This is a genomic window from Viridibacillus sp. KH_047, assembly GCF_057838945.1.
Map to the genome: position 1 here is coordinate 3,844,120 of NZ_CM174479.1, position 22,063 is coordinate 3,866,182.

General features: G+C 36.2%; 19 protein-coding genes and 1 riboswitch. Of the genes, 7 read left to right on the forward strand and 12 right to left on the reverse strand.

From position 1 onward, the window contains the following. Positions 1 to 188: 188 nt before the first annotated feature. On the reverse strand, positions 189 to 1,361 hold the full coding sequence (locus AC3IS5_RS18800) for a saccharopine dehydrogenase family protein (protein WP_489425758.1): 1,173 nt from the start codon (positions 1,359 to 1,361) through the stop codon (positions 189 to 191). 23 nt (positions 1,362 to 1,384) lie between these two features. Beyond that, positions 1,385 to 2,863: an aldehyde dehydrogenase family protein gene (locus tag AC3IS5_RS18805; RefSeq protein WP_489425759.1), complete on the reverse strand. Its 1,479-nt coding sequence runs from the start codon at positions 2,861 to 2,863 to the stop codon at positions 1,385 to 1,387. A gap of 186 nt (positions 2,864 to 3,049) precedes the next feature. On the opposite strand from AC3IS5_RS18805, the gene AC3IS5_RS18810 reads away from it, so the two are divergent. Further along, positions 3,050 to 3,835, forward strand: coding sequence for a TIGR00266 family protein (locus AC3IS5_RS18810; protein WP_390392200.1), 786 nt, complete (start codon positions 3,050 to 3,052; stop codon positions 3,833 to 3,835). 443 nt (positions 3,836 to 4,278) lie between these two features. Beyond that, positions 4,279 to 5,478: an MFS transporter gene (locus AC3IS5_RS18815; protein WP_489425760.1), complete on the forward strand. Its 1,200-nt coding sequence runs from the start codon at positions 4,279 to 4,281 to the stop codon at positions 5,476 to 5,478. A 57-nt stretch (positions 5,479 to 5,535) separates the two neighbouring features. Here AC3IS5_RS18815 and AC3IS5_RS18820 read toward each other — a convergent pair whose 3' ends face one another. From AC3IS5_RS18820 to AC3IS5_RS18865, 10 genes are all read right to left on the reverse strand, one after another. Next, on the reverse strand, positions 5,536 to 6,498 hold the full coding sequence (locus AC3IS5_RS18820) for a 2-hydroxyacid dehydrogenase (protein ID WP_489425761.1): 963 nt from the start codon (positions 6,496 to 6,498) through the stop codon (positions 5,536 to 5,538). A 123-nt stretch (positions 6,499 to 6,621) separates the two neighbouring features. Further along, a complete protein-coding gene (locus tag AC3IS5_RS18825) occupies positions 6,622 to 7,917 on the reverse strand; it encodes a protoglobin domain-containing protein (protein ID WP_489425762.1) in 1,296 nt (431 codons plus the stop codon). Between the two features lie 190 nt (positions 7,918 to 8,107). Further along, positions 8,108 to 9,148 carry a ribonucleotide-diphosphate reductase subunit beta gene (locus tag AC3IS5_RS18830; RefSeq protein WP_038180371.1) on the reverse strand — a complete coding sequence of 347 codons (1,041 nt, stop codon included), beginning with the start codon at positions 9,146 to 9,148 and terminating at the stop codon, positions 8,108 to 8,110. 12 nt (positions 9,149 to 9,160) lie between these two features. Continuing rightward, on the reverse strand, positions 9,161 to 11,386 hold the full coding sequence (locus AC3IS5_RS18835) for a ribonucleoside-diphosphate reductase subunit alpha (RefSeq protein ID WP_489425763.1): 2,226 nt from the start codon (positions 11,384 to 11,386) through the stop codon (positions 9,161 to 9,163). A 180-nt stretch (positions 11,387 to 11,566) separates the two neighbouring features. After that, positions 11,567 to 11,745: riboswitch (cobalamin riboswitch) on the reverse strand. Between the two features lie 235 nt (positions 11,746 to 11,980). Further along, positions 11,981 to 13,162 (reverse strand): PepSY domain-containing protein, encoded by a 1,182-nt coding sequence (locus tag AC3IS5_RS18840; RefSeq protein ID WP_427771435.1) that lies wholly within the window; start codon positions 13,160 to 13,162, stop codon positions 11,981 to 11,983. 91 nt (positions 13,163 to 13,253) lie between these two features. Further along, positions 13,254 to 13,943 (reverse strand): PepSY domain-containing protein, encoded by a 690-nt coding sequence (locus tag AC3IS5_RS18845; RefSeq protein WP_489425764.1) that lies wholly within the window; start codon positions 13,941 to 13,943, stop codon positions 13,254 to 13,256. Between the two features lies 1 nt (position 13,944). Further along, positions 13,945 to 15,303: an ATP-binding protein gene (locus tag AC3IS5_RS18850; protein WP_489425765.1), complete on the reverse strand. Its 1,359-nt coding sequence runs from the start codon at positions 15,301 to 15,303 to the stop codon at positions 13,945 to 13,947. Then, the gene (locus AC3IS5_RS18855; RefSeq protein ID WP_489425766.1) at positions 15,293 to 16,003 is read right to left on the reverse strand and encodes a response regulator transcription factor; all 711 of its coding nucleotides are present in this window, start codon (positions 16,001 to 16,003) and stop codon (positions 15,293 to 15,295) included. Before AC3IS5_RS18855 ends, AC3IS5_RS18850 begins: the two co-directional genes overlap by 11 nt. 133 nt (positions 16,004 to 16,136) lie before the next feature. After that, complete coding sequence (locus AC3IS5_RS18860; RefSeq protein ID WP_489425767.1) at positions 16,137 to 16,961, reverse strand: undecaprenyl-diphosphate phosphatase; 825 nt, start codon at positions 16,959 to 16,961, stop codon at positions 16,137 to 16,139. A gap of 109 nt (positions 16,962 to 17,070) precedes the next feature. Then, the gene (locus AC3IS5_RS18865; RefSeq protein ID WP_489425768.1) at positions 17,071 to 18,162 is read right to left on the reverse strand and encodes a metallophosphoesterase; all 1,092 of its coding nucleotides are present in this window, start codon (positions 18,160 to 18,162) and stop codon (positions 17,071 to 17,073) included. Positions 18,163 to 18,341: 179 nt separating this feature from the next. On the opposite strand from AC3IS5_RS18865, the gene AC3IS5_RS18870 reads away from it, so the two are divergent. From AC3IS5_RS18870 to AC3IS5_RS18890, 5 genes are all read left to right on the forward strand, one after another. Then, positions 18,342 to 18,692, forward strand: a complete 351-nt coding sequence (locus tag AC3IS5_RS18870; protein WP_489425769.1) for a lmo0954 family membrane protein — start codon at positions 18,342 to 18,344, stop codon at positions 18,690 to 18,692. Between the two features lie 14 nt (positions 18,693 to 18,706). Continuing rightward, the gene (locus AC3IS5_RS18875; RefSeq protein ID WP_489425770.1) at positions 18,707 to 19,369 is read left to right on the forward strand and encodes a PspA/IM30 family protein; all 663 of its coding nucleotides are present in this window, start codon (positions 18,707 to 18,709) and stop codon (positions 19,367 to 19,369) included. 111 nt (positions 19,370 to 19,480) lie between these two features. Next, positions 19,481 to 20,182 carry a cell wall-active antibiotics response protein LiaF gene (gene liaF / locus AC3IS5_RS18880; protein WP_489425771.1) on the forward strand — a complete coding sequence of 234 codons (702 nt, stop codon included), beginning with the start codon at positions 19,481 to 19,483 and terminating at the stop codon, positions 20,180 to 20,182. After that, positions 20,179 to 21,237, forward strand: a complete 1,059-nt coding sequence (locus AC3IS5_RS18885; protein WP_489425772.1) for a sensor histidine kinase — start codon at positions 20,179 to 20,181, stop codon at positions 21,235 to 21,237. The genes liaF and AC3IS5_RS18885 overlap by 4 nt, the downstream gene beginning before the upstream one ends. After that, a complete protein-coding gene (locus AC3IS5_RS18890) occupies positions 21,212 to 21,841 on the forward strand; it encodes a response regulator (RefSeq protein WP_489425773.1) in 630 nt (209 codons plus the stop codon). Before AC3IS5_RS18885 ends, AC3IS5_RS18890 begins: the two co-directional genes overlap by 26 nt. Positions 21,842 to 22,063: the final 222 nt, after the last annotated feature.

Consider the following 22,063-nt stretch of genomic DNA (forward strand, 5'->3'; position numbering starts at 1 on the left):
TCATATTTGTAAACTCAAGCACTTTATTATTTATATTTTAGGGCTACCGTCAAAACTTACCCTTAATACATATTATTTACTATAAATTACAAATTTTCAAACTATTAATCATCGGTTTTATAAAATATTTTACAAGACTACTCGTTAGACTTTGTTTATGATATAAAAACCGTCTCCATAGTTCTCTTCTATCCTTTTACAATATTGGTTGAACGATGCATAGTTTCTTTAATTGATACTCCTCGTTTTTTCATTTCTTCCATGTATTTTTCACCTGGAACTACTTTCTCAGGTGGATATACTCCACGTTTTGAAATCGTATCATCGCCTACTAACTGGGCAACTACTGAAATTGTATTTGCAGTTGCTAATGCCATTGCTGTTTCATTGGTTTCTTTGTCTTTCTTAATAATCAATTCGTATTCGTACGAAACAAGCTCCTCACCTTTTTCGCCTGATACAATCACTCGTAATAATACCGCATCCGATTTATTACCAAGAGACATTTTACTTTGTAACACTTCACGTAAAACATCACGTACTTTGATGACTTGACCCTCTAGATTAACCGTTGTCTCTTTATTTGTTAAACCTAAATCTACAAGTAACTTGAACTTTTCTGCATGGCCTTGATAGCGAACTGTTTTATATTCCAACGTATTCACATTTGGGAAGGTCTGTGCCAAAGTAGATAAACCGCCTGAAGTATGGAAAGCCTCCAGCCCGTTAAAGCCATCAAAATAAACCTTTTCAATCTCTGACAATGAAGCAATTTCCTGCAGTTTCCCACCACGAATAACTTGCGAAGGGTCAGTATAGTGATCGAATACCCCTTCTAGTGAAAACACAATGTTATAATCCAGCGGTGGTTCTTTTTCAACTGGAATTCCTCCAACAAAGATTTTTATCGATTTGACATTATCTAATTTTGAAGCACCATAACCCGTTAAAATATTGATCATTCCTGGTGCAACACCTAAGTCAGGAATCAATGTAATACCTTTTTCTTTAGCATCGTCAGATAACTTTAAAACAGCATTTGTTGCACCGCCAATGTGACCACCAAGATCGACTGAATGCACCCCTGCTTCAATTGCCATACGTGCGACTTTTTCGTTAAATGTATAAAATAGAGCGTTAATCACAACATCTGCTTTTGCCATAACCCATTTTAACTCTGCATCATCATTGGCATCTAGATGTAGCACTTCTAATTTATCTGACTTCAATAACTCAGCGAATAATGTTGTTTGACCGACATCTAAGTCTGCTAAGTACACTTTTTCAACTTTGTCACTTTTAACTAAATCACGCGCAACCTCTTTCCCCATTAAACCTGCACCTAATACTGCTACTTTCATCTGATTGTCCCCTTTCTTTGTTATTATTCCGTATCAATTTGTGCTCGTTGCAACTTACCACTGTAATCGATGTAGATACTCTTCCATTCCGTATAGACATCCAATGCTGCAATACCAGAATCACGATGACCATTTCCTGTTCCTTTTGTGCCACCAAACGGTAGATGAATTTCTGCCCCAGTTGTACCAGCATTGACGTATACAATACCCGTATCTAAATCACGCTGCGCTTGGAATGCTCGATTAATATCTTGTGTAAAGATGGAACTTGAAAGTCCAAATTGCACACTGTTATTGACTTCAATAGCTTCTTCTAAACTTTCTACTACTATCAATGAGACAACTGGTCCGAAAATCTCTTCTTGTGCAATACGAGCATCCCATTTCACATCGGTAAATAATGTTGGTGCGTAATAAAAACCTTGATCAAAAGGCGCTCCTGTTAATATATTGCCCCCAGCAAGTAACTTCGCACCTTCCTGACGGCCTATTTCTACATAGCTATTAATCTTGTGTAATGCAGTTTTATTAATAACCGGACCAATTTTTACCGACTCATCTAAACCGTCACCAATTGTTAATAGTTGCATAGCTGTTAGGAGGCGTTCTTCCAGCTCTGCTTTTACATCTTTATGCACAATCACTCGACTACATGCCGTACAACGTTGACCCGCTGTACCAAATGCACTCCACAAAATCCCTTCAACAGCTAGTTCTAAATCAGCATCATCCATGACTATCACTGCATTTTTGCCACCCATTTCTAAAGAAACCTTCTTTAAATGACGGCCGCCCAACTCTGCTACCTTGCTACCTGTAGCAGTTGAACCTGTGAACGAAATGACTTTGACATCTGGATGCTCGATTAATGCTGTTCCTACTTCTGAACCTGAACCAAAAACAACATTAGCAACGCCATCTGGTAAACCTACTTCTTCAAAAATTTTCGCCATTTCATACGCCATCATTGGCGTTTCTGTAGCAGGTTTCCAAATGAATGTGTTCCCAGCAACAATTGCAGGGAACGATTTCCAAGTCGCGATTGCTACAGGGAAATTCCATGGTGTAATTAGACCGACGACGCCAATTGGAGCACGGACACTCATAGCAAATTTATTGGCTAACTCTGACGGAGTTGTTTCTCCAAACAAACGTCGCCCTTCTCCAGCCATATAAAATGCCATATCAATGCCCTCTTGTACTTCGCCTCGACCTTCTTCAATAACTTTTCCCATCTCTTTCGTAAGTACTTGAGCTAAATGTTCTTTCTTTTCTTTCATTCTTAAACCAATTGCATACAAATAATCTGCGCGTTTTGGTGCTGGTACAAGTGCCCAACTTTTTTGCGCCTTTTTTGCAACAGCTACTGCTTGCTCCACAGCTCCTGTTGAAGACATAGGTACTTGAGCTAATTCCTCACCATTTGCAGGATTAATAACGGGTACGAATTTCAAATCTTCAGAGGTTCCCCATTGCCCTCCGATAAAATTTTGCAACTTCACTGCTATTCCCCCTTTTAAATGAAAACGCTTTCTCTGTATATATTTTCTATAAAACACCTAAATATCCTTCATTTCCATTAAAATTGCAGTCAATTTATTTTTTCTTGAAAATTGACGAAACCTTTTAAAATCTCGAATCGTATTAATATTAAATACTAGACTTTAACAATTGGGAGGAAGAAAAAGATGAATAATCATGAAATTGATTACAAATTATACGGCGATGATATGCAGTTTGTAGAGGTAGAATTAGATCCACAAGAAACAGTCATTGCTGAAGCTGGTGCATTAATGATGATGGAAGACGGTATTCGAATGGAAACTGTTTTTGGTGATGCTTCAAGCGGCGGCGGTTTCATGGGTAAATTAATGGGCGCTGGTAAACGACTTGTAACAGGTGAAAGTTTATTCATCACAACATTCACAAATGAAGGTTATGGAAAAAAACATGTTTCTTTTGCTTCTCCCTACCCTGGGAAAATCATTCCTATGGATCTAAGTCAATATAACGGAAAAATTATTTGCCAAAAAGACGCTTTCTTAGCAGCTGCTAAGGGAGTTTCAATAGGTATTGAATTCCAACGTAAATTAGGAACAGGATTTTTCGGCGGTGAAGGTTTCATCATGCAAAAACTAGAAGGTGATGGCATGGCGTTCGTTCACGCAGGTGGTACAATCATTCAAAAAAACCTACAAGTCGGTGAGACGTTACGTGTAGATACAGGTTGTCTTGTCGCAATGACAGCAGACGTTGATTATGATATTGAAATGGTCAAAGGTGTAAAAACTGCTCTATTTGGAGGAGAAGGTCTATTCTTCGCAACACTTAGTGGACCGGGAACTGTCTGGATCCAATCACTTCCATTCAGTCGACTAGCAAGCCGAGTATTCGCAGCAACTCCACAACTACCAGGTAACAAATCCGTAGGCGAAGGCGGTATTGGCGGCCTATTTGATATTTTCAACAAATAAGAAAGACAAGCTAATTACGCAACATGCTATCGCAGCGGTTGCAAGACCAACAGCCTCTTGGACCGAGGTACCTACTCAGCTGCAAAATACGTTGGAAGATAGAAGTTAGAGTCGAACTTTGACTTTAAGTACTCGTCCATCCTTTATAACTCACCCTACTCTTTAATAAGAGTAGGGTTTTTTCTTTAACATAGCGTTTTATCTTATTACAGCACTTTATAAATACTGTACCTAACATTCTATTAGTCACCCTTCACTATTATTAATCTATTTGAAAATTCTTTCTTCCCTTCTATCTCTTGTGATAAAATTACAATAATTTCAAAAAAGGAGTGGACGAATATGAAAAGCACTTTAATGACTTTCAAAGACAACTCGGAGGGCATGCTGTCTTAATAATGAGGGTTTGACCTCCGATATTTTACTAATACGGAGGGAAAAAATTGAAAACACAAAATATTTATTATGCAGTCACTAGTTCACGCTCATTGCTTATACAAATGGTATTCACACTGAACGCCATTTATTACGTTATAAATGCAGGATTAAATCCATTACAGCTAGTACTTATTGGAACGATTATGGAGGTAGCTGTATTTCTTTGTGAAATGCCTACTGGCCTAGTTGCCGATCATTTTGGACGAAAACGTTCTCTATTCATCGGGACTTTTATAATTGGCATAGCACACTTACTGGAAGGGATATTCCCAGCATTTTGGTCAATTGCCATCGCTTCAGGTTTGTGGGGATTAGGCTGGACATTTATTAGCGGTGCTGAAGAGGCTTGGATTGCTGATGAATTAGAAGGTAGAAATTTAGATTCAGTATTTATTAAGGGTGCTCAATTTAGATCTTTAGGTCGATTTTTCGGTATTTTACTTAGTGTTTGTATTGCTACTTTATTTTCAGTGCAAGTAACAATAATTATTGCTGGAATTTTATTAGTACTGCTAGCTTTTGGTGCATTATCCACAATGCCAGAGACAAAGTTCGTCAAAATTTCACGAAAAAAAGATATTTCAGCCATACATCATCTAATAACAACAATTCGACATGGTGCGCGTCAAATTAAAGGTAATACAATGCTCGTGAGTATCGCGATTATAACTATACTTTTGGGATTGGCGAGTGAAGGATTCGATCGACTATGGGGTGCTCATTTTATTGAAGACTTCCATTTACCTGAGGATGAATCTATCTACTGGTTTGGTGCTTTCTATGCAGTAGCATTTTTATTAAACATTGTTGTCTTAAGATTTGTAGAGGGTCGTTTTAATAAGAATTATCCTCTAATTCTTTTGACTGCAAATAGTTTATTAATTATTGCAATGCTTGCATTTGCCTTTAGTTCAAACTTTTTGCTGGCTCTTTTAACTTTCTGGATAGCAGGTACGCTACGTGATGTTAACTATCCGTTAATGAGTGTAATGACGAATGAAAGATTAGAAGCGAAGGGTCGTGCAACTGCTTTATCTATGTTCGGACAACTTGATGCTATTGGGCAGATTGCTGGGGGACCTATTATTGGACTATTAGCACTTTATACAACAATCGCTAGTGGTATCGCATATACTGTGGTATTTATTTTACCGATTTTATTCTTCTTAGTATTGATGCAAAGAAAGCTTGCCAAATTTAGTTAGATATTTTATTAAAAAAATGTGCCGTGGATTCCAAGATCCTTCCGGCACATTTTTGTTTTATTTCACTTGATTCTTTACTTCATTTCCCTGTAAACAGGCTACAATTGACTCTGCATTTTTTGCCATCATATTATTTCTAGTACGAATTGAGGCACTACCTATATGAGGAAGCGCTACAACATTTGGTAATGTCAATAAAGGATGATCAGTTGGAACTGGCTCCATTTCAAAAACGTCAAGTCCTGCTGCCCAAATTTCTTTATTTAATAACGCCTCATATAACGCTTGCTCATCTACAACTCCACCGCGTGCAACATTTATAAGAATTGCGCTGTTTTTCATCAATGCAATTTCACGTTTACCTATTAAGCCTCTTGTTTCAGATGTTAACGGAGTTAATAGCACAACAAAATCCGATTCTTTCAGTAACATATCTAGCTCTGCATACTCGAAACCATACTTCTCTTCAGCTTCAGGCTTTCTTGTACGATTATGATATAAAACTCTCATATCAAAACCCATTCCGCGTCTTGCTACCGCTTCTCCGATACGTCCCATTCCTATGACACCTAAAGTCGCACCATGAATGTCCATCCCTGTTAATTGGTTAACAGACCAGCCTGTCCATTTACCATCCCGTACTTCACGCTCCGCTTCTGGGATTCTACGAGCTGTTGCTAGCATTAGAGCAAATGCTAAATCCGCTGTAGTTCCTGTTAAGACATCTGGTGTATTCGTTACAATTACACCTTTTTCCTTTGCAGCTTTAATATCAATATTATTATAGCCAACTGCTAGGTTAGCGATTATTTTTAACTTTGGCGCCTCTTCAATAACTTCACGAGTTATTTGATCAGAAATCATGACCCACATTGCATCCGCTTCACCAGCTGCTTGTTTCAATTCTTCAGCGGACATCGGTTGATCCGCTGATGACCACATCTTCACTTCAGCTATTTCACGGAGTGGTGCAATGCCCTCCTCCGGTAAATGTCTAGTAATCCAAACTATGGGTTTCATCTAAACTGCCTCCTTTAAAGAACTTACTAAAAGCTTATCATATTCTCGAAATATTCCGATGAATTAGCAAAAAAAATGTCATCCTAGACAAATTCATTTTAACTAGGATGACAATACTATTCATTAAAACTTTCTCACCGTTGTTTCTAATTCAGTAGCTGCTTGTTTTAATTGTTCTGAAGTTTCACCAATAGTCGTTACGACATTCGATAGAGTATCCATTTGTTGTTCTACTTCTTGAAAATCTTGGATGGTTACATTTACAGCCTTACCGATGTTCTCAAATTCCTGCATTGATCTTTCATTTTCTTCAATTCCATTAGTTACAAGGTTTTGAATATCTTGAATAGCTGTTACTACTTGACCGGTTACACCACTGGACATACCAATTAAACTTGCAATTTGTTCGACAGATTTCTTCGTTTGATCTGCAAGCTTACGTACTTCATCAGCCACTACAGCAAATCCTTTACCATGCTCCCCAGCTCTAGCAGCTTCAATCGCTGAGTTTAATGCAAGTAGGTTAGTTTGGCCTGCAATATTTTTTACAATCTCGATTACTGCATGAATTTCAGATGAAGATGAATCTAACGCTTGAATCATTTTTGACATTTCATTTGTTTTTTCATTAATTTCATTTGTATGTTTTTTTAGTAGAAGCATTTGCTTATATCCTTTTTCCGATGCTTCTCGAGTACCTATTGCATCTTGAATACTGCTCTTCAAATGTTTATTCACTTCACTAGTACTTGCAATTAATGTATCAACAGACTCTGAAGTATGGAAAGAATGTGATTCTAAGTTACTAGAAATACTACCAATAACATTTTTTACATGCATACGCGTTTTTTCTTGTTGTTGTTCCAACAATTGATCTGAAAATTGATCGTATTCTTCAAGAACGATTTGTTGTTCAAAGCTAATTAATTTTTTTACAGAATCAATCACAGTACGTTCTAATGTAGTCTCTAACTCTAAGTCATATATTTTCTCGATTAACTTGTGTTCTAATTTTTGGAATGCGGCTAAATACCATTTAGGATATAATCCAATTCGAACATGCACTTTCGCTACACGAGCGCGTTTTCCGATAAATGTATCATCAATAACCCCATCGAACATTTCAATTACATGATGTCGTAATGTTTGACGTAACCTTTCACCAGAGCTATGTTGCTGAATAAGTTCCTTTAAAGAAGCAACGGTTTCAATTGATGCATAGAATTGCTCTACAATCTCGACTATATGTTTCTCTACTGTAGGTTTCAATTGACGTGCGATATGTAAATCTTCATTTCTTAAGTTTAATAAATCTATTTGGTGTAGACGTTCCTGATCGCTTATAAAAATCCCAGTTTTCGTTATGTCTACTTCCGGGAGAATCATCTTATTTATCTTATTACGTTTGAATGGCAACACAAACTCACCCCCTATAGTATCTATATATTTTACTAAACTATACCAAAAACATACACATTTATATCTATTATTTCGATATTCATTAAATTTTTTTTCTGGCACTATTAAAAATAGGTCCAAAGGCTAGTTGTACCACAAAAAAAATGAGCGCTCCCTATAGCGCCCATCTTCATATTATTTATTTCATTTTTTATAGTTCATCAAAACCATTATCTTGAACATTTACCTTCACATATTGACGAGAACGTTGTTCGAAGAAGTCAGTTTTCCCTAAATCAACATCTTCATAGGCTTTGATCCATTTCATCGGATTTTTGCGGTAGCCTTCGAAAGGTCTTTCATAGCCTAATTGTGAACAGCGTACATTCGTATAGAAGTAAATATAATCTTCTACATCATCTACATCTAAGCCATCAATTTTGTCTCCAATGACTTCATGGGCCCATTCAATTTCAAGTGCAGCTGCTTCACGAAAAATATCTTCAACTTGCTTAGCTCGCTCTGGCGTATCGTATTCAGGATACTCTTCTAACAATTCTTTATAGATTTTAACGAATAGGTCAACATGAAGCTGTTCGTCACGGTTTATATAGTTAATCATTGTACTCGTTGCTACCATTTTTTGATTGCGTGCTAAATGGTAGAAGAATGCGAAGCCAGAATAGAAAAATAAACCTTCTAAAATGACGTCATAGACGATGGAATTTAACATATGGTCGATATTAGGTTCTTCAGAAAATGTTTTATATCCTTTAATAACAAAGTCATTTCGTTTTTCAAGGACTGGCTCTGTACGCCAGAAATCAAATACTTTATCTTGCTCATCTTTTGATACTAAACTTGAAAGAATATATGAGTAAGAATGGTTATGAATTACTTCCTGCTGTGCAAGGATAATCATTAAAGCATTTAAGCTAGAATCTGTTAAATAATCTGCCACTTTTCCTGCATAGTCTGTTTGAACACTGTCTAACATTGCAAGTAATCCGATTGTTTTCATAAATGCTTCTTTTTCATTCGCTGTTAATGTTGGGAACTCTTTAATATCGTTCCCCATATTAATTTCGAAAGGAGTCCAAAAGTTACCTAGCATCTTTTTATATTTTGGATACGCCCAGCTAAAACGAACATCATCCCAGTTTAATATATTTGAAGAGCTCCCGTTTACAATACCTGTTGAACGGTTTGGAGCTGTTTTATCCATTAATTTTCGTTTTTCTAGTTTCGTCATCGTTAGTTCCTCCTAGCTTGCACATGATTCACATTCTAATAATTCAACCGATGTTGAGCGAACGTAGTATGTCGTTTTAATGCCTAGTTTCCAAGCGTTTAAGTGCAATTCTAATAGTTCTTTAGCTTTTACAGTGTTTTGTACATATATATTTAACGAAATACCTTGGTCGATATGACGGGCACGTGCTGCGTTTTGTTTTAAAGTCCAATTTTGATCAATAAAGTAAGCAGATTTGTAATACCAAGTTGTTTCTTGGTTCAAATCAGGAACAGTTACCGGGATCTTATAATCCTTTTTCTCTTCTGAATAAGATTTTTGGAAGATTGGATCGATACTCGCCGTACTTCCTGCAATAATCGATGTTGATGAGTTCGGCGCAATAGCTATTACATAACCGTTACGCATACCATTTTCAGCAACTGCTTGTTGTAATGCAGCCCACTTTTCACCTTTATATTGGCGTTTTGTGAAGTATTCTCCTGTTTGCCAGTCCGAACCTTCAAATAATGGATATTGACCCTTTTCTTTTGCTAATTCCATTGATGCTTGAATTGTTAAATAAGCAATTTGCTCATAAAGCTTGTCCGCAAATTCAACAGACTCCTCTGATTCCCATGCAATGCTCTTCAGTGCCAATAAATGATGCCAACCGAATGTACCAAGACCAATTCCACGATATCGTGCATTGGTGCGTTCTGCTTGTGGAACAGGAATACGATTTAAGTCGATAACATTATCTAACATGCGCACTTGAATTGGGATTAATCTTTCTAAAGCCTCAGCAGGGACAGCTCGTCCAAGGTTTATAGATGATAAGTTACATACAACGAAATCTCCAGGTTTGCGGCGCGTTACAATAACATCATCTTCTAATGTAATTGATTCGAACTTAGTAGCGCTCATGTTTTGGAAGATTTCTGTACATAAATTACTTGAGTAAATCATACCTTCATGTTTATTAGGGTTTTTACGGTTTACTTCATCACGATAGAACATGAATGGTACGCCAGTTTCTAATTGGCTACGCATAATACGTTTCATGATATCAATTGCTGGTACAGCTTCACGTGTTAATATCGGGTTCGCTAAGCAAGCTGCGTATTTTTCACGGAATGATCCTTGTCCACGCTTTTCGTCATAGTAATCTTCTAGATTAAAGCCCATTACTTCGCGAACTTCATGCGGGTCAAATAAGTGCCAATCTTCACGTGCTTCAACAGCCTCCATGAAAATATCTGGTAAGCTTACGCCTGTGAAAATATCATGTGCGCGCATACGTTCATCACCGTTATTTAATTTTAAATCTAAGAATGGGAATATATCTTTATGCCAAATATCAAGATAAATAGCAATCGCGCCTTGGCGTTGACCTAATTGATCTACTGATACTGCTGTATTATTTAGTTGTTTAATCCAAGGAACAACACCGCTTGATGCCCCTTTGAAACCACGAATGGATGAGCCACGGCTACGTACTTTCCCCATATAGACGCCGATACCACCGCCAAATTTCGAAAGTGTCGCAACATCAGTATTTGAATCATAAATACTTTGTAAGCTGTCATCCACTGTATCAATAAAGCAACTTGATAATTGACCATGTGTTTTACCTGCATTTGATAATGTAGGAGTAGCAGTCGTCATATATAAATTACTCATTGCCCAGTAGGATTCTTTAATTTTCGCAAGGCGATCTGTTTTTTCATTTTGCATTAGTGTCATCGCTATAATCATCCAACGCTCTTGAGGCAATTCGATTGGTGTTTTGTCAAAATCTCGAGTTACATAACGATCCAACAGTGTTTTCAATCCGATATATGTAAAGATTTCATCACGTTTGGGTTCAATCATTAAGCCAATCTCTTCAAGTTCCTGTTTTGTATATTCTTTTGTTAAAGCTGGATCATATAAACCTTTTTCGACAAGCTTCTCAACTTGTTTAGCAAATGCTGTGTATACCTGTCCTACTTCTAATTGGCGTACTGTAGATGCTTCTTTATAAACACCCGCCAATAATAAGCGAGCTGCAACGAATGTCCAATATGTGTCTTCTTCATCTAAAAAGCTTAACGCTTCTAGGCTCATCGCCTTCGTCCATTCAGCATCAGTGCCTTCTGGATTCTTATTTTCCCAGCGTTCTGACTTTCTAATAAGCTGACTAATTTCCTCTCTACCAAACTCTTCCTCTAATTGAGATAATAATATTGCTCTTTCATATGTCATTAATTGGACCATATCGTCGTCTCCTTTTTTACAAATATAAAAAGCGATGAATCTGCCTTCTTCGGCAGAGCCATCGCTCTAGGTTTTAAAATTGGAAACAGGCGAAATCACAACAAAAAAATACTTTTAAAATCAAAAGTAAATTGTTTAATGTAAAGTCTCTCGCTTCCACTTCTCAACCCCCGAAGAAAGTGTCGTCATGCGAAAAAGGCAGGTCTACTGGCTCATGCATCATCCAACTGTCACCCTTCCCAAGCATTGCTCAGTGGTTCATTGACAGTTGTCCGCATTCACAGTTGCGGGGACAGCTTCGGTTTCTCTACCGAATTCCCTTTTAAACCGTATATGGTACCTTTTTTCGCTCACATACTATATATTGTGTTTTACTGATTAATCTAATCTAACATATTGTGTTCCTGTCAGACAAGTGGAAATGCTAAATTAAAGTAAATGAAAGCAAAAGACCTACGAAAAATGTTTTATTATTTCCTATAATGTCTATTTTTATTTTTAAAAACAGGATGTTAGGATTGTTTTTAAAAATAAAATAATAAAGAACTACCCAAAAATCTATTTTGGGTAGCATAAAATCTATTTTAGTAAAAATTAGTCGTCTTCATACTCTTTTTCGAAGTCTAGAATAGCACCAGTTTTAGCATCAATTTCTAATTCGTATTCGTACATACCATCTTTAACTTCAATTTCATAAACGCCGTCTTCTTCATCTAATTCAATTTTAGTAATTGTCCCTTTTGCTTTTGTTAAAGCAATTTGAGAAGCTTTTTGCTCACCAATGAAAGGTGTTGCTGGATTATTTGGTGTTTTTGTAATTCTTTCTTTATCAGTAATCATAACTTTCCCAGTTATTGCATCGACATCGATATCATATTCATAATCGGTAGTTAAAATCTCAAATTCATATACTCCATCTTCACGGTCATACTCTGCTTTTTTCACTGTACCATTAACACTTTTTAATGCAATTGCTTTTGCTTCTTCAATACCTATTACTTTATTAGGTGTTGAAGGATTTGCTGTATTTCCAGTGTTAGGAGTACTTGGTTTAGTAGTTGTGATTACATCGTCAGCTACTTCTGATTCTTTTTTAAGTATTTTCCCTGTTTTTGCATGAATTTCAAATTCATATTCTGTTGTGCCATTAATAATTTCGATTTCGTATACGCCATCACTTTTATCTAATTTGGCTTTTTGTACAGTACCGCCGACATTATTTAAAGCTATTTGTTTCGCTTTTTCTAAACCAATTACTTTGCCAGTTACTACTTTTTTCGAAATCTTCTCTTTTTCTTTTTTCACAATTTTCCCTGTGTACGCATTGATATCAAAATCGTATTCATACCCAGCTCTAATGATTTCAATTTCGTAAATACCATCTTCTCGATCTAATTTGGCTTTTTTGACTGAACCTTTAACCGATTTTAATGCTATTTCTTTCGCTTTTGCTAAACCAATTACATTTTTATTATTTACTGTATTAGAAACTTTTGTTGTTTCTGTTTTCTTTTCTAGTAACTTTCCCGTTTTAGCATCTAATGTTAATTCGTATTCTTTACTTTTGCCTCGTACATCAATTTCATATACTTGAACACCTTTTTCTTTGTCCAACTCTACTTTATATACTGTACCTTTTACGTAGCTAAGTGCTTTTTTCGAAATTTCTTCTGAAGATAAAATTTTACCTGAGTTAGTTTGAATACCCGCTGCCGCAACTACTCCAGAGACTGCAAGTGATCCTGTAATTGCTAATGCCGTAATCATTTTTTTCATAATTAATTTCCTCCTCTTTGTTGATACTTATACTTTACACATTGAAAATGAAAGAATAAGGAGAATAACATTAGAATTTGATGAGAAATTATTAATCCCACGTAGTCGAAAGAACTTTGCCGGAAATAGCGTGAATCTGAAAGACTGCATCTTTGTCGTTATCTTCAATCTCCACTAAATAATAACCCCCATCACTCGTATCGTAAAAGGAAACTTCATCGACAGTTCCATTTAGTTGTTTCTTAGCAATAGTAATCACTTCTTCTTTAGATAAGAGTGGGGAATTTTGCTCTGCATCTGCTTGAATTTCTGATAAAACTTCACCGTTAATTGCATCTATTAATAAGTTAATACGCTCTCTCCCATTTACTAATTCTATTTGGTATACGGGTTCTTCCTTATTTGTATTGAGTGAGATTTTTTTTATATTCCCAACATATTGTTCTTTTATAATTTTTCGTATTTCAGTTTCTGGTAGATAGTTTGAATCTTCTTTAACATAAGATTTAACAGGCGCCATCTGCAGAATTTTACCCGATTCTGCATCAACATTGAGTTGATAAAGCTTGTTATTTCTTTGAAGCTGCACACGATATTGATCGTTTATAGTAAGGAAGGAGATAATTTCCCCTCCATACATCGATTCAATATTATTATAAATTTCTTCTGTTGTAAGAGGTGTTTCTTTCGTCAGTTTATTCCAAATCATGATACTAAGAATAGTCGCAATAATAATGAGTGTCACAATGAATAGTATTGATAGTTTTTCGCGGATACGCATATCATTGTTCCCCCTCATTACTATTTTCAAATCGCAAGACGATTGTAGTTCCTTCACCTAGTGTACTTAATACAGTGATGTTGATAGCTAAACGCTCAGCAATTTCATGTGCAATTGCTAGTCCTAAACCCGTACCACCTGTTTTGCGATTGCGGTCCTCACTAACACGATAAAAACGATCAAATAAATGAGGAATATTCTCTTTAGCAATGCCTTGGCCGAAATCTTGAATACGGACGACGAATTGCGCTCCTTCTTTTGCTACACTTACATTGATTTCACGTTCACTATAATGGCGTGCATTTTCTAAGAATATAAAAAATAACTGTTTTAGCTTTTGCTCATCAGTTTTTGTTATTGCGGGCCCTTTTCCTAGTAAGTTAAATTCTCTCCCGTATGCTTGATACATTTGATGTAGTGTATCCTCTAATACTTTATGAATATCAACTGCTGTTATTGTTAGTGGAATATGCTCCTTATTTTTAGCTAATTCTAGCATTTGTTTTATCATTTCATTCATACGAATAGACTCACTTAAAATTGCTTGTACGGCTTCATTTGCCACTTCTTTATTATCAAAACCACGACGTTTTAATAGACGCGCATAGCTTTCAACTACAGTTAAAGGTGTTTTTAATTCATGAGAAGCATTCGATACGAAATGCTCTTGTTTACGATAGTTTTGCTCCAACTGGCACATCATCTCATTAAATGTACGACTCATTTCAGCCATTTCATCTCGGCCATCATTTTCTACATTTATTTTTTCAAAAGTTCCTGACTTTTGGCTTTCCTGCATCGTAGCAATTAGCCGATGAATTGGTTTAGTAACAATGCTCCCTAGCGTCATACTTGATAGTACAATAGGAATTGTCGCAAGAATTGTTACACCAAGTAAGACAAGTCGTAACAAATCTAAATTTCGTGCTACATCCTTCATGGACTGTAGCATTTGAATATGCACCACCGAACCATCAACCCAAATTGCGGGCATACTCATTGATAATACTGGGATACCTTCGTATTTTTTCACTGAGTATCTTTTATGCTCATCAATATCGGGATGATACTCCTCAATACCTTCAGTAGATTGTACAGTAATGAGTGTTTTTCCATTTAAATCAACGGCTCTTATAGCCCCCCTAGGAGGAATATAGGCACGTAATATCGTAGATGGGTCATTTACGTTACTTGTCTGGCTAATAGACGTTACAAGCTCTTTTGACTCGGATAACAGTTGATTATACTCTGTGTCATAGGCCATTTTTTCATATAAGAAATAAATTCCGATCATCGTAAGCACCAGAATAATCAACATTACAAGCGACGAGAAAACATGAATTTTCGTCTTAAGCTTCATTCACCTGCTCCTTTAATACATAACCGACACCACGGACTGTTTGAATAAGTGTTTTTTTACTTCCTTTATCAACCTTTTGCCTAACATAACGGATATAAACATCCACGACATTGGTATCCCCATAATAATCATAACCCCAAACAGCATCTAAGATTTGCTCACGTGAAAGGACTTGCTTTGGATGCTTGATTAAATAAAGCAACAATTCATATTCTCTCGGAGTTAAATCAATAGAATGACCATTTCTTTTAACTTCACGTGTCTTTTCATGTATAGACAAGTCTTTATATTCGTGAAAAAATTCATCCTGCTCTTCAGTGAATTCCTGTTGTTGTGGTTTAAAACGAAGTGTAGCGCGAATTCTCGCTAGTAATTCATCTATTTCAAAAGGTTTTGTCATGTAATCGTTCGCGCCAAGATCCAGTCCCGTCACTTTATCTTCAACATCGCCTTTTGCAGTGAGCATAATAACAGGTGTATTAAATTCTGTGGCGCGAATTCGCTTCAATACATCCAGCCCATTCAAACCTGGAAGCATTATATCAAGTAGGAGGAGATCCCACTGCTGTTCACGGTATAATATAAGCCCATCTGTGCCTGTATGAGCAATTCCCGTTTCATAACCTTCAAATTCTAATTCTAGTTGTAATACACGTGCAATTTTTTCCTCATCTTCTATAATTAAAATGCGCTCAGCCATTATTCTCACCAACCGTTTTTTATTTCCATATTATCATGTCATTATGAAAATTCCATGAGAAGGACTATACGATATACAATTTTTTTATATAAAAAGAGCCTACCCTTTTTTAAAAAGGTAGACTCAATTTTTATTAAAATACGATAATTGCTAATACAATCGCTAAAATAATTCGATAGATGGCAAATGGTGTTAATTTTATTTTATCGATAAGTATTAAGAAGAATTTAATCGATAATAGCGCAAAAACAAAGGCACTGACGAATCCTACTGCGTAAAATCCAATATAGTCCATCGACATGTGCTGCCAGTTTTTCAAAACAGATACTAAACTAGCACCAGCCATGATTGGCACTGCCATGATAAATGTAAAGTCCGCTGCCGTTTTATGATCTAAACCTAATAATACCCCACCTGAAATGGTCGCACCTGAGCGTGAAAACCCTGGCCATAATGATAAACATTGTACTAAACCAATCTTTAACGCTTGACCGTATGAAATTTTATCTAAAGTAGTAACTGACGGTCTTTTCGGCCCAAATTTATCTGCAACAATCATTAAAATCGCTCCAGCTACTAAGCTGAAAATAACCGGTTTTACTCCAAACAAATAGTCATCAATATAATCTTTAAACGCAAATCCTAAAATAACTGCAGGTAACATTCCTACAATAACATGTATTAAGTTAAATTTACGATTTGCTGGTTGACCTTTAATTTTATACAGACCCACTAAACTTAATAATCGCTTCCACATGACTACGACAACCGCTAAAATAGAGCCTAACTGTACGACAATTTTAAATGTATTAGCAGAATACATTCCTAAAAATTCTTCGGTTTTCAACCACATATCATCTACAATGATCATATGTCCTGTTGATGACACGGGTGCAAACTCCGTCATACCTTCTACTAAGCCCAGTATAAGAGCCTTTAATAATTCAATAAAGTCCATAATATCTCCTTATTCTTTTAATAATTGAAATGCCGAATCCTCACGCCATTTCTAGCTAAACTATCATACCACAATATACCTCATTTAACTTTTACCATTATGTTAAAAATCACTTACAAAACTCTACATCTACAACCCACATTTCTGAACGGCTATTCGTCCGAATTGGTGGTCCCCAAAATCCGAACCCTGATGACACGATTGTATGCGTTGTTGCCTTTAATTTATACCCATAATCGTGTTCGAACGTTTTTCGTGTAATGTATTGATTGGGCCACATTTGTCCTAAATGTGTATGTCCTGATAAATGTACATCTACACCAAGCTTGCTTGGTGTTTCAATATCCGTAGGCGTATGGTCCATAACAATCCAAGGTAGCTTGTGATCAACGGTTGTTGCTAACGTTTCTAGCGAAGCTCGATCTCCATTAGTTTTGTCTTCTCTTCCTGTAACATAAAACGAATCTGCCACTAGAATTGTTTCATCTTGTAAAATGTTTACGCCAGATTCAGCCATTTCATGAACAAATAATGGAATTTTACGTCCATAGTATTCATGATTACCTAAAACGCCATATACACCGTATGTACTCTTCAATTGCTTCATCACTTCACTCATCCCATATTCCACATACCAAATGGGATCATCATCAACTAAATCTCCAACTAGAAAGACAACATCTGGTTTTGCTTCATTAGACAATTTCACAAAACGTTCTAAATGGGCTTTATTCGATAAAATACCTAAATGAAAGTCTGATCCTATAACCATTCTTAATGGTTTTTGTACAGGATTAGCTTTTTGAATTTCAATAGTAAGATTTCTTACAACTGGTGAGTACGCCATATAGCTACCGAAAGCTACAATGATGAGTAATAATACGGCAACAACATAACCAACCCATTTTATTTGTGAATCTGGTAAGAGCCATACAAGTAAATTCGCTAGTGGGAATAACAACAGGCCATACTGAATAATAATCATCCAATAGCTTCCAATAATTTTAAATAAACGTAACTTATGATGAATGCGTTCAATCAGAATGCTATAAGCCACGATAGTCCAAATCACTCCAAAAATGACTGATCCCTCAAAAGAAAAAGCTACATGGAGCCACGTATAGACATTCCATCCTAAATAGAAAACTAGTGCATTATATAGTAGAAACGCGATTAATCCAAACCCAATTCTTTTCCCCATAAAATTCCTCCTTATTCCTTTTCCTGCTAGTATAGCATTTCATCTTAATGACGACTTGTTAGAAGCATACCTAGTAATTTCTACGTCTCTGGTCTTAGTTAAAAATGCATTTCAGGGCCGTTTGTCCAAGAACAATCCTAGCGTAATATAAAGGTACAAACGAAGGGAGGCACTAACTTATGAAAAAAGTCGGATTATTTATCATCGGCGTCATCGCCGCTATCACAATTTTATGTTCACTTGGAGCTATGGCAGGATTGGCCATTTCAGGAGCCATCCTATATGCAGGTATTCACTTCTACTTAAAGAGTGAATCAACATTTACAAAAATCATCTGGGCTCTTGTTGCAATCGCAGGTTTACTAACAGCTATAGCGAATATCCCTAGCTTTATCGGCTTAATCGCAATCGTTGTACTTTGGTATATCATTCGTAAATGGGACGGTAAAGAAAAAACGAAAATCATCACTGCAAAAACAGATGATCCATTCACAAATTTCGAAAACCAATGGGATGAATTAACAAAATAAGGGGGAATTTAAAAATGGCAAACTTACTACAACGTTTAAAATATACACTTGAGGCCGACTTACATTCAGTATTTGATAAAAAGGAAGCTAAAAACCCAATTGCTATGCTAAATCAGTATATCCGTGAAGCTGAAAAGCAAACAGAGCAGACAGGTAAATGGTTAGAACGTCAAGCATCTCTAAAAAAACAACTCGAAAACGAGCTAGCAGTAGCAATGGAAATGTTCAATAAGCGCCAAAAGCAAGCCGAACTTGCTAAACTAAGTGGCGAAGAAGATTTAATCAGCTTTGCAGAACAAGAAATGACTGCTTATGCAAACCGACAAATCATATTAAAAGACAGCATAAATAAAGCAACTGAAGAATTATTTGGTTTGGAACGCAAATACGAAGAAATGAAACATAAAATTAAAGATATGAAAGTTCGTCAGCTCCAATTAATGGGGAAAGAAAATGTCACACGTGCTCATAATCAGATGGATCGTGTTTTAAACCCAGAAACAAACGGGCAAGTCGGTAAACGTTTGGAAACTTTCGAATCTATGGAGGCTTATATTGAGCGTCTAGGGCAAAAAATTGATCAAGAGCATGAGATTTCATCTATGGAGCAACGTCTAGCAATGTTAGAAAAAAATGAGCCTCAACCGAATACAATTATCGAAGAAAAATTAAGCTAATACTAGACTTCTTTGGAAGGCCAGTTATACTAAAAAGGAGAAAGGCAGATGCCCTTCTCCTTTGAGTTTTTCTATTAAATAAACATCATGATGCGAAGAAGGAGGAACAATATGAATCAAATTACAACAAATAAACTGACGATGTTACTTATCATCTCGTTATTGCTAGTCTTTATCGAAGTGACGTTTTTCGGTAATGGTAGCATTATTTTCGCCCTTCTTGGCATCGTAATGATTTATATGAGCATTAGTAAACGCCGAAAATGGTTATTTTGGTTGGGTACTGTTATCAGTATCATTTCATTATTTTCAATGTGGAGTTTACGCATACTTGTCGTAGCAACACTTTTATATATTTTATGGCAACTAAAAAAAGGGTCTCCAATCTCAATATCACTACCAGAGCAATTTGATCCCAATCAAATCGGTGCCCAATCGATTATTCAAAATAAAGCATTCTCTTTTCAAAGGACCCCTACAAACGCTTATGAATGGCAAGATATTCATGTGCAAGGGATTGTTGGTGATTTAACAATTGATACAACACAAACACTTTTACCGAAAGGTACTTCCCTTATATCAGTTCGTCAAGGCTTTGGAAAAGTGAGAATTGCCGTACCCTATGAAGTTCCAGTACGAATTCATTTTAATACTCTAGTTGGTGATGTTCAGCTTTTCGGCAACAAAATACCACGTTTATGGAATAAAACAATTTCGATGAAGGACGGCTATAATCAAGAAATTGAACATACTGTTGAGCTGATTATTACTGTATCAACTTTATTCGGGGATGTTGAGGTGATTCGTAAATGAAATCACTTTTCCCGAGATTTCTATCCATTTTCCTTATCGAAATTGCGATTGTTTTATTCGTTTTCTTCATTTTATGGGGATTTCCTGAATTAGATACTTGGTCCCCTCTATGGAAGTTATATTATTTAGAACTACCACTTGGTTTGTGGATTGCAACATTATTAGCTATTTTCAGCATAAGTATTGCTATTTGGTCTATTTCATTAACGCAAAGCAAAGAAAAAGAATTAGCAAATGTACTACAATCCTTAATACAAACGGATAAAAATACACCCGTATCAACAAAATATTTATCTAAAAATGTTCATAAATCTATTGAGTCTGTTGAAGACCTAATCATTACCCAACGGAAAAGTCTCCAACGAATTACAAATGAAAGAGCTGAGGCTGAGGATAAAATAATTCAAGAGCGAATCATTCAAGAAAGACAGCGCCTTGCTCGCGAATTGCATGATTCCGTATCTCAACAATTATTTGCAGCCTCTATGTTATTATCAACGGTCAATGAAACGGCACCTGAAGATTTACCATTACATTTCACAAAACCATTAAAACAAACAGAGACAATTGTACAACAAGCACAACTGGAAATGCGCGCTTTATTATTACATTTACGACCGGCTGCCTTGCACAACAAATCACTTGCTCAAGGTCTTGAAGATTTATTGTTTGAATTAAAGCAAAAAGTTTTCTTCAACATACATCATCGATTAGAAGAAGTTTCTTTACAAAAAGGTGCGGAAGACCATTTATTTCGGATTGCTCAAGAAACCTTATCCAACACTTTACGCCATGCAAAAGCAACTGAAGTTGACATTTTACTGGTGGAACGTGATAACCTTGCTATTTTCCGTGTACAAGACAATGGGGTTGGCTTCCAAGAGTATGATGAAAAAGCCGGCTCATATGGTTTAAAAAACATTGAAGAACGTGCCATCGAAATTGGTGGTACTTGTAAAATTGTTTCCGTTCCAAATCAAGGAACAGTTATAGAAGTAAAGATTCCAGTAGAGAAGGAGCATGAACCAGATGATTCGAATATTATTAGCGGATGACCATGAAATGGTACGGATCGGTGTATCAGCTTATCTTCAAGCACAACCTGATATGGAGGTAGTTGCAGAAGCTACTAATGGGCAAGAAGCGTTTGACCTATCGTTAAAACATCGACCTGATATTATTTTAATGGATATGGTAATGCCCATTATGACAGGTGCTGAAGCTACTGCTGCAATTATTAAAGAGTGGCCACAAGCCAAAATCATGATAGTGACAAGCTTCTTAGATGACGATAAAGTTTACCCAGCTTTAGAAGCTGGGGCTATTAGCTACTTGCTCAAAACAACTAATGCAAAGCAAATCGCTGATGCTATCCGTCAAACTGCAAATGGTACCCCTGTTTTAGAGCCTGAAGTAACGAGTAAAATGATGAAGCGGTTACGTCAAACCGATCGACCTCTTCATGAAGATTTAACTGAACGTGAAAGAGAAATCCTCCTTTTAATTGCACAAGGAAAGGCCAATCAAGATATTGCTAACGAACTCTTCATTGCCTTGAAAACGGTCAAAACACACGTCAGTAATATATTAGCTAAACTTGAAGTACAAGATCGTACTCAAGCAGTCGTATACGCGTTCCAACATCATTTAGCGAAGTAAGTGATGTTGGAAACAATAATTCATTTTAATAAATCCCCTATTTTGTGATAATAAGTAATAATATGATGTTTTAATACCACAATTTTTAAAGAATTATCTAAATTTTCCTACATCTATGAGTTTAGTCTCTACAAATAATAATTTTCGTCACACAAAATCACTCTTTTTACCGATTCTAAAATTATTTTAATAGTGTAATATCCAAAATAGTATAATTTATGG

What these genes read in the sequence shown, in the direction of transcription:
- AC3IS5_RS18800 (WP_489425758.1), bottom strand. Translation starts at nt 1,361, where the DNA reads ATGAAAGTAGCAGTATTAGGTGCAGGTTTAATGGGGAAAGAGGTTGCG.
- AC3IS5_RS18810 (WP_390392200.1), top strand. Translation starts at nt 3,050, where the DNA reads ATGAATAATCATGAAATTGATTACAAATTATACGGCGATGATATGCAG.
- AC3IS5_RS18820 (WP_489425761.1), bottom strand. Translation starts at nt 6,498, where the DNA reads ATGAAACCCATAGTTTGGATTACTAGACATTTACCGGAGGAGGGCATT.
- AC3IS5_RS18830 (WP_038180371.1), bottom strand. Translation starts at nt 9,148, where the DNA reads ATGACGAAACTAGAAAAACGAAAATTAATGGATAAAACAGCTCCAAAC.
- AC3IS5_RS18835 (WP_489425763.1), bottom strand. Translation starts at nt 11,386, where the DNA reads ATGGTCCAATTAATGACATATGAAAGAGCAATATTATTATCTCAATTA.
- AC3IS5_RS18840 (WP_427771435.1), bottom strand. Translation starts at nt 13,162, where the DNA reads ATGAAAAAAATGATTACGGCATTAGCAATTACAGGATCACTTGCAGTC.
- AC3IS5_RS18845 (WP_489425764.1), bottom strand. Translation starts at nt 13,943, where the DNA reads ATGCGTATCCGCGAAAAACTATCAATACTATTCATTGTGACACTCATT.
- AC3IS5_RS18850 (WP_489425765.1), bottom strand. Translation starts at nt 15,303, where the DNA reads ATGAAGCTTAAGACGAAAATTCATGTTTTCTCGTCGCTTGTAATGTTG.
- AC3IS5_RS18855 (WP_489425766.1), bottom strand. Translation starts at nt 16,003, where the DNA reads ATGGCTGAGCGCATTTTAATTATAGAAGATGAGGAAAAAATTGCACGT.
- AC3IS5_RS18860 (WP_489425767.1), bottom strand. Translation starts at nt 16,961, where the DNA reads ATGGACTTTATTGAATTATTAAAGGCTCTTATACTGGGCTTAGTAGAA.
- AC3IS5_RS18865 (WP_489425768.1), bottom strand. Translation starts at nt 18,162, where the DNA reads ATGGGGAAAAGAATTGGGTTTGGATTAATCGCGTTTCTACTATATAAT.
- AC3IS5_RS18870 (WP_489425769.1), top strand. Translation starts at nt 18,342, where the DNA reads ATGAAAAAAGTCGGATTATTTATCATCGGCGTCATCGCCGCTATCACA.
- AC3IS5_RS18875 (WP_489425770.1), top strand. Translation starts at nt 18,707, where the DNA reads ATGGCAAACTTACTACAACGTTTAAAATATACACTTGAGGCCGACTTA.
- liaF (WP_489425771.1), top strand. Translation starts at nt 19,481, where the DNA reads ATGAATCAAATTACAACAAATAAACTGACGATGTTACTTATCATCTCG.
- AC3IS5_RS18885 (WP_489425772.1), top strand. Translation starts at nt 20,179, where the DNA reads ATGAAATCACTTTTCCCGAGATTTCTATCCATTTTCCTTATCGAAATT.
- AC3IS5_RS18890 (WP_489425773.1), top strand. Translation starts at nt 21,212, where the DNA reads ATGATTCGAATATTATTAGCGGATGACCATGAAATGGTACGGATCGGT.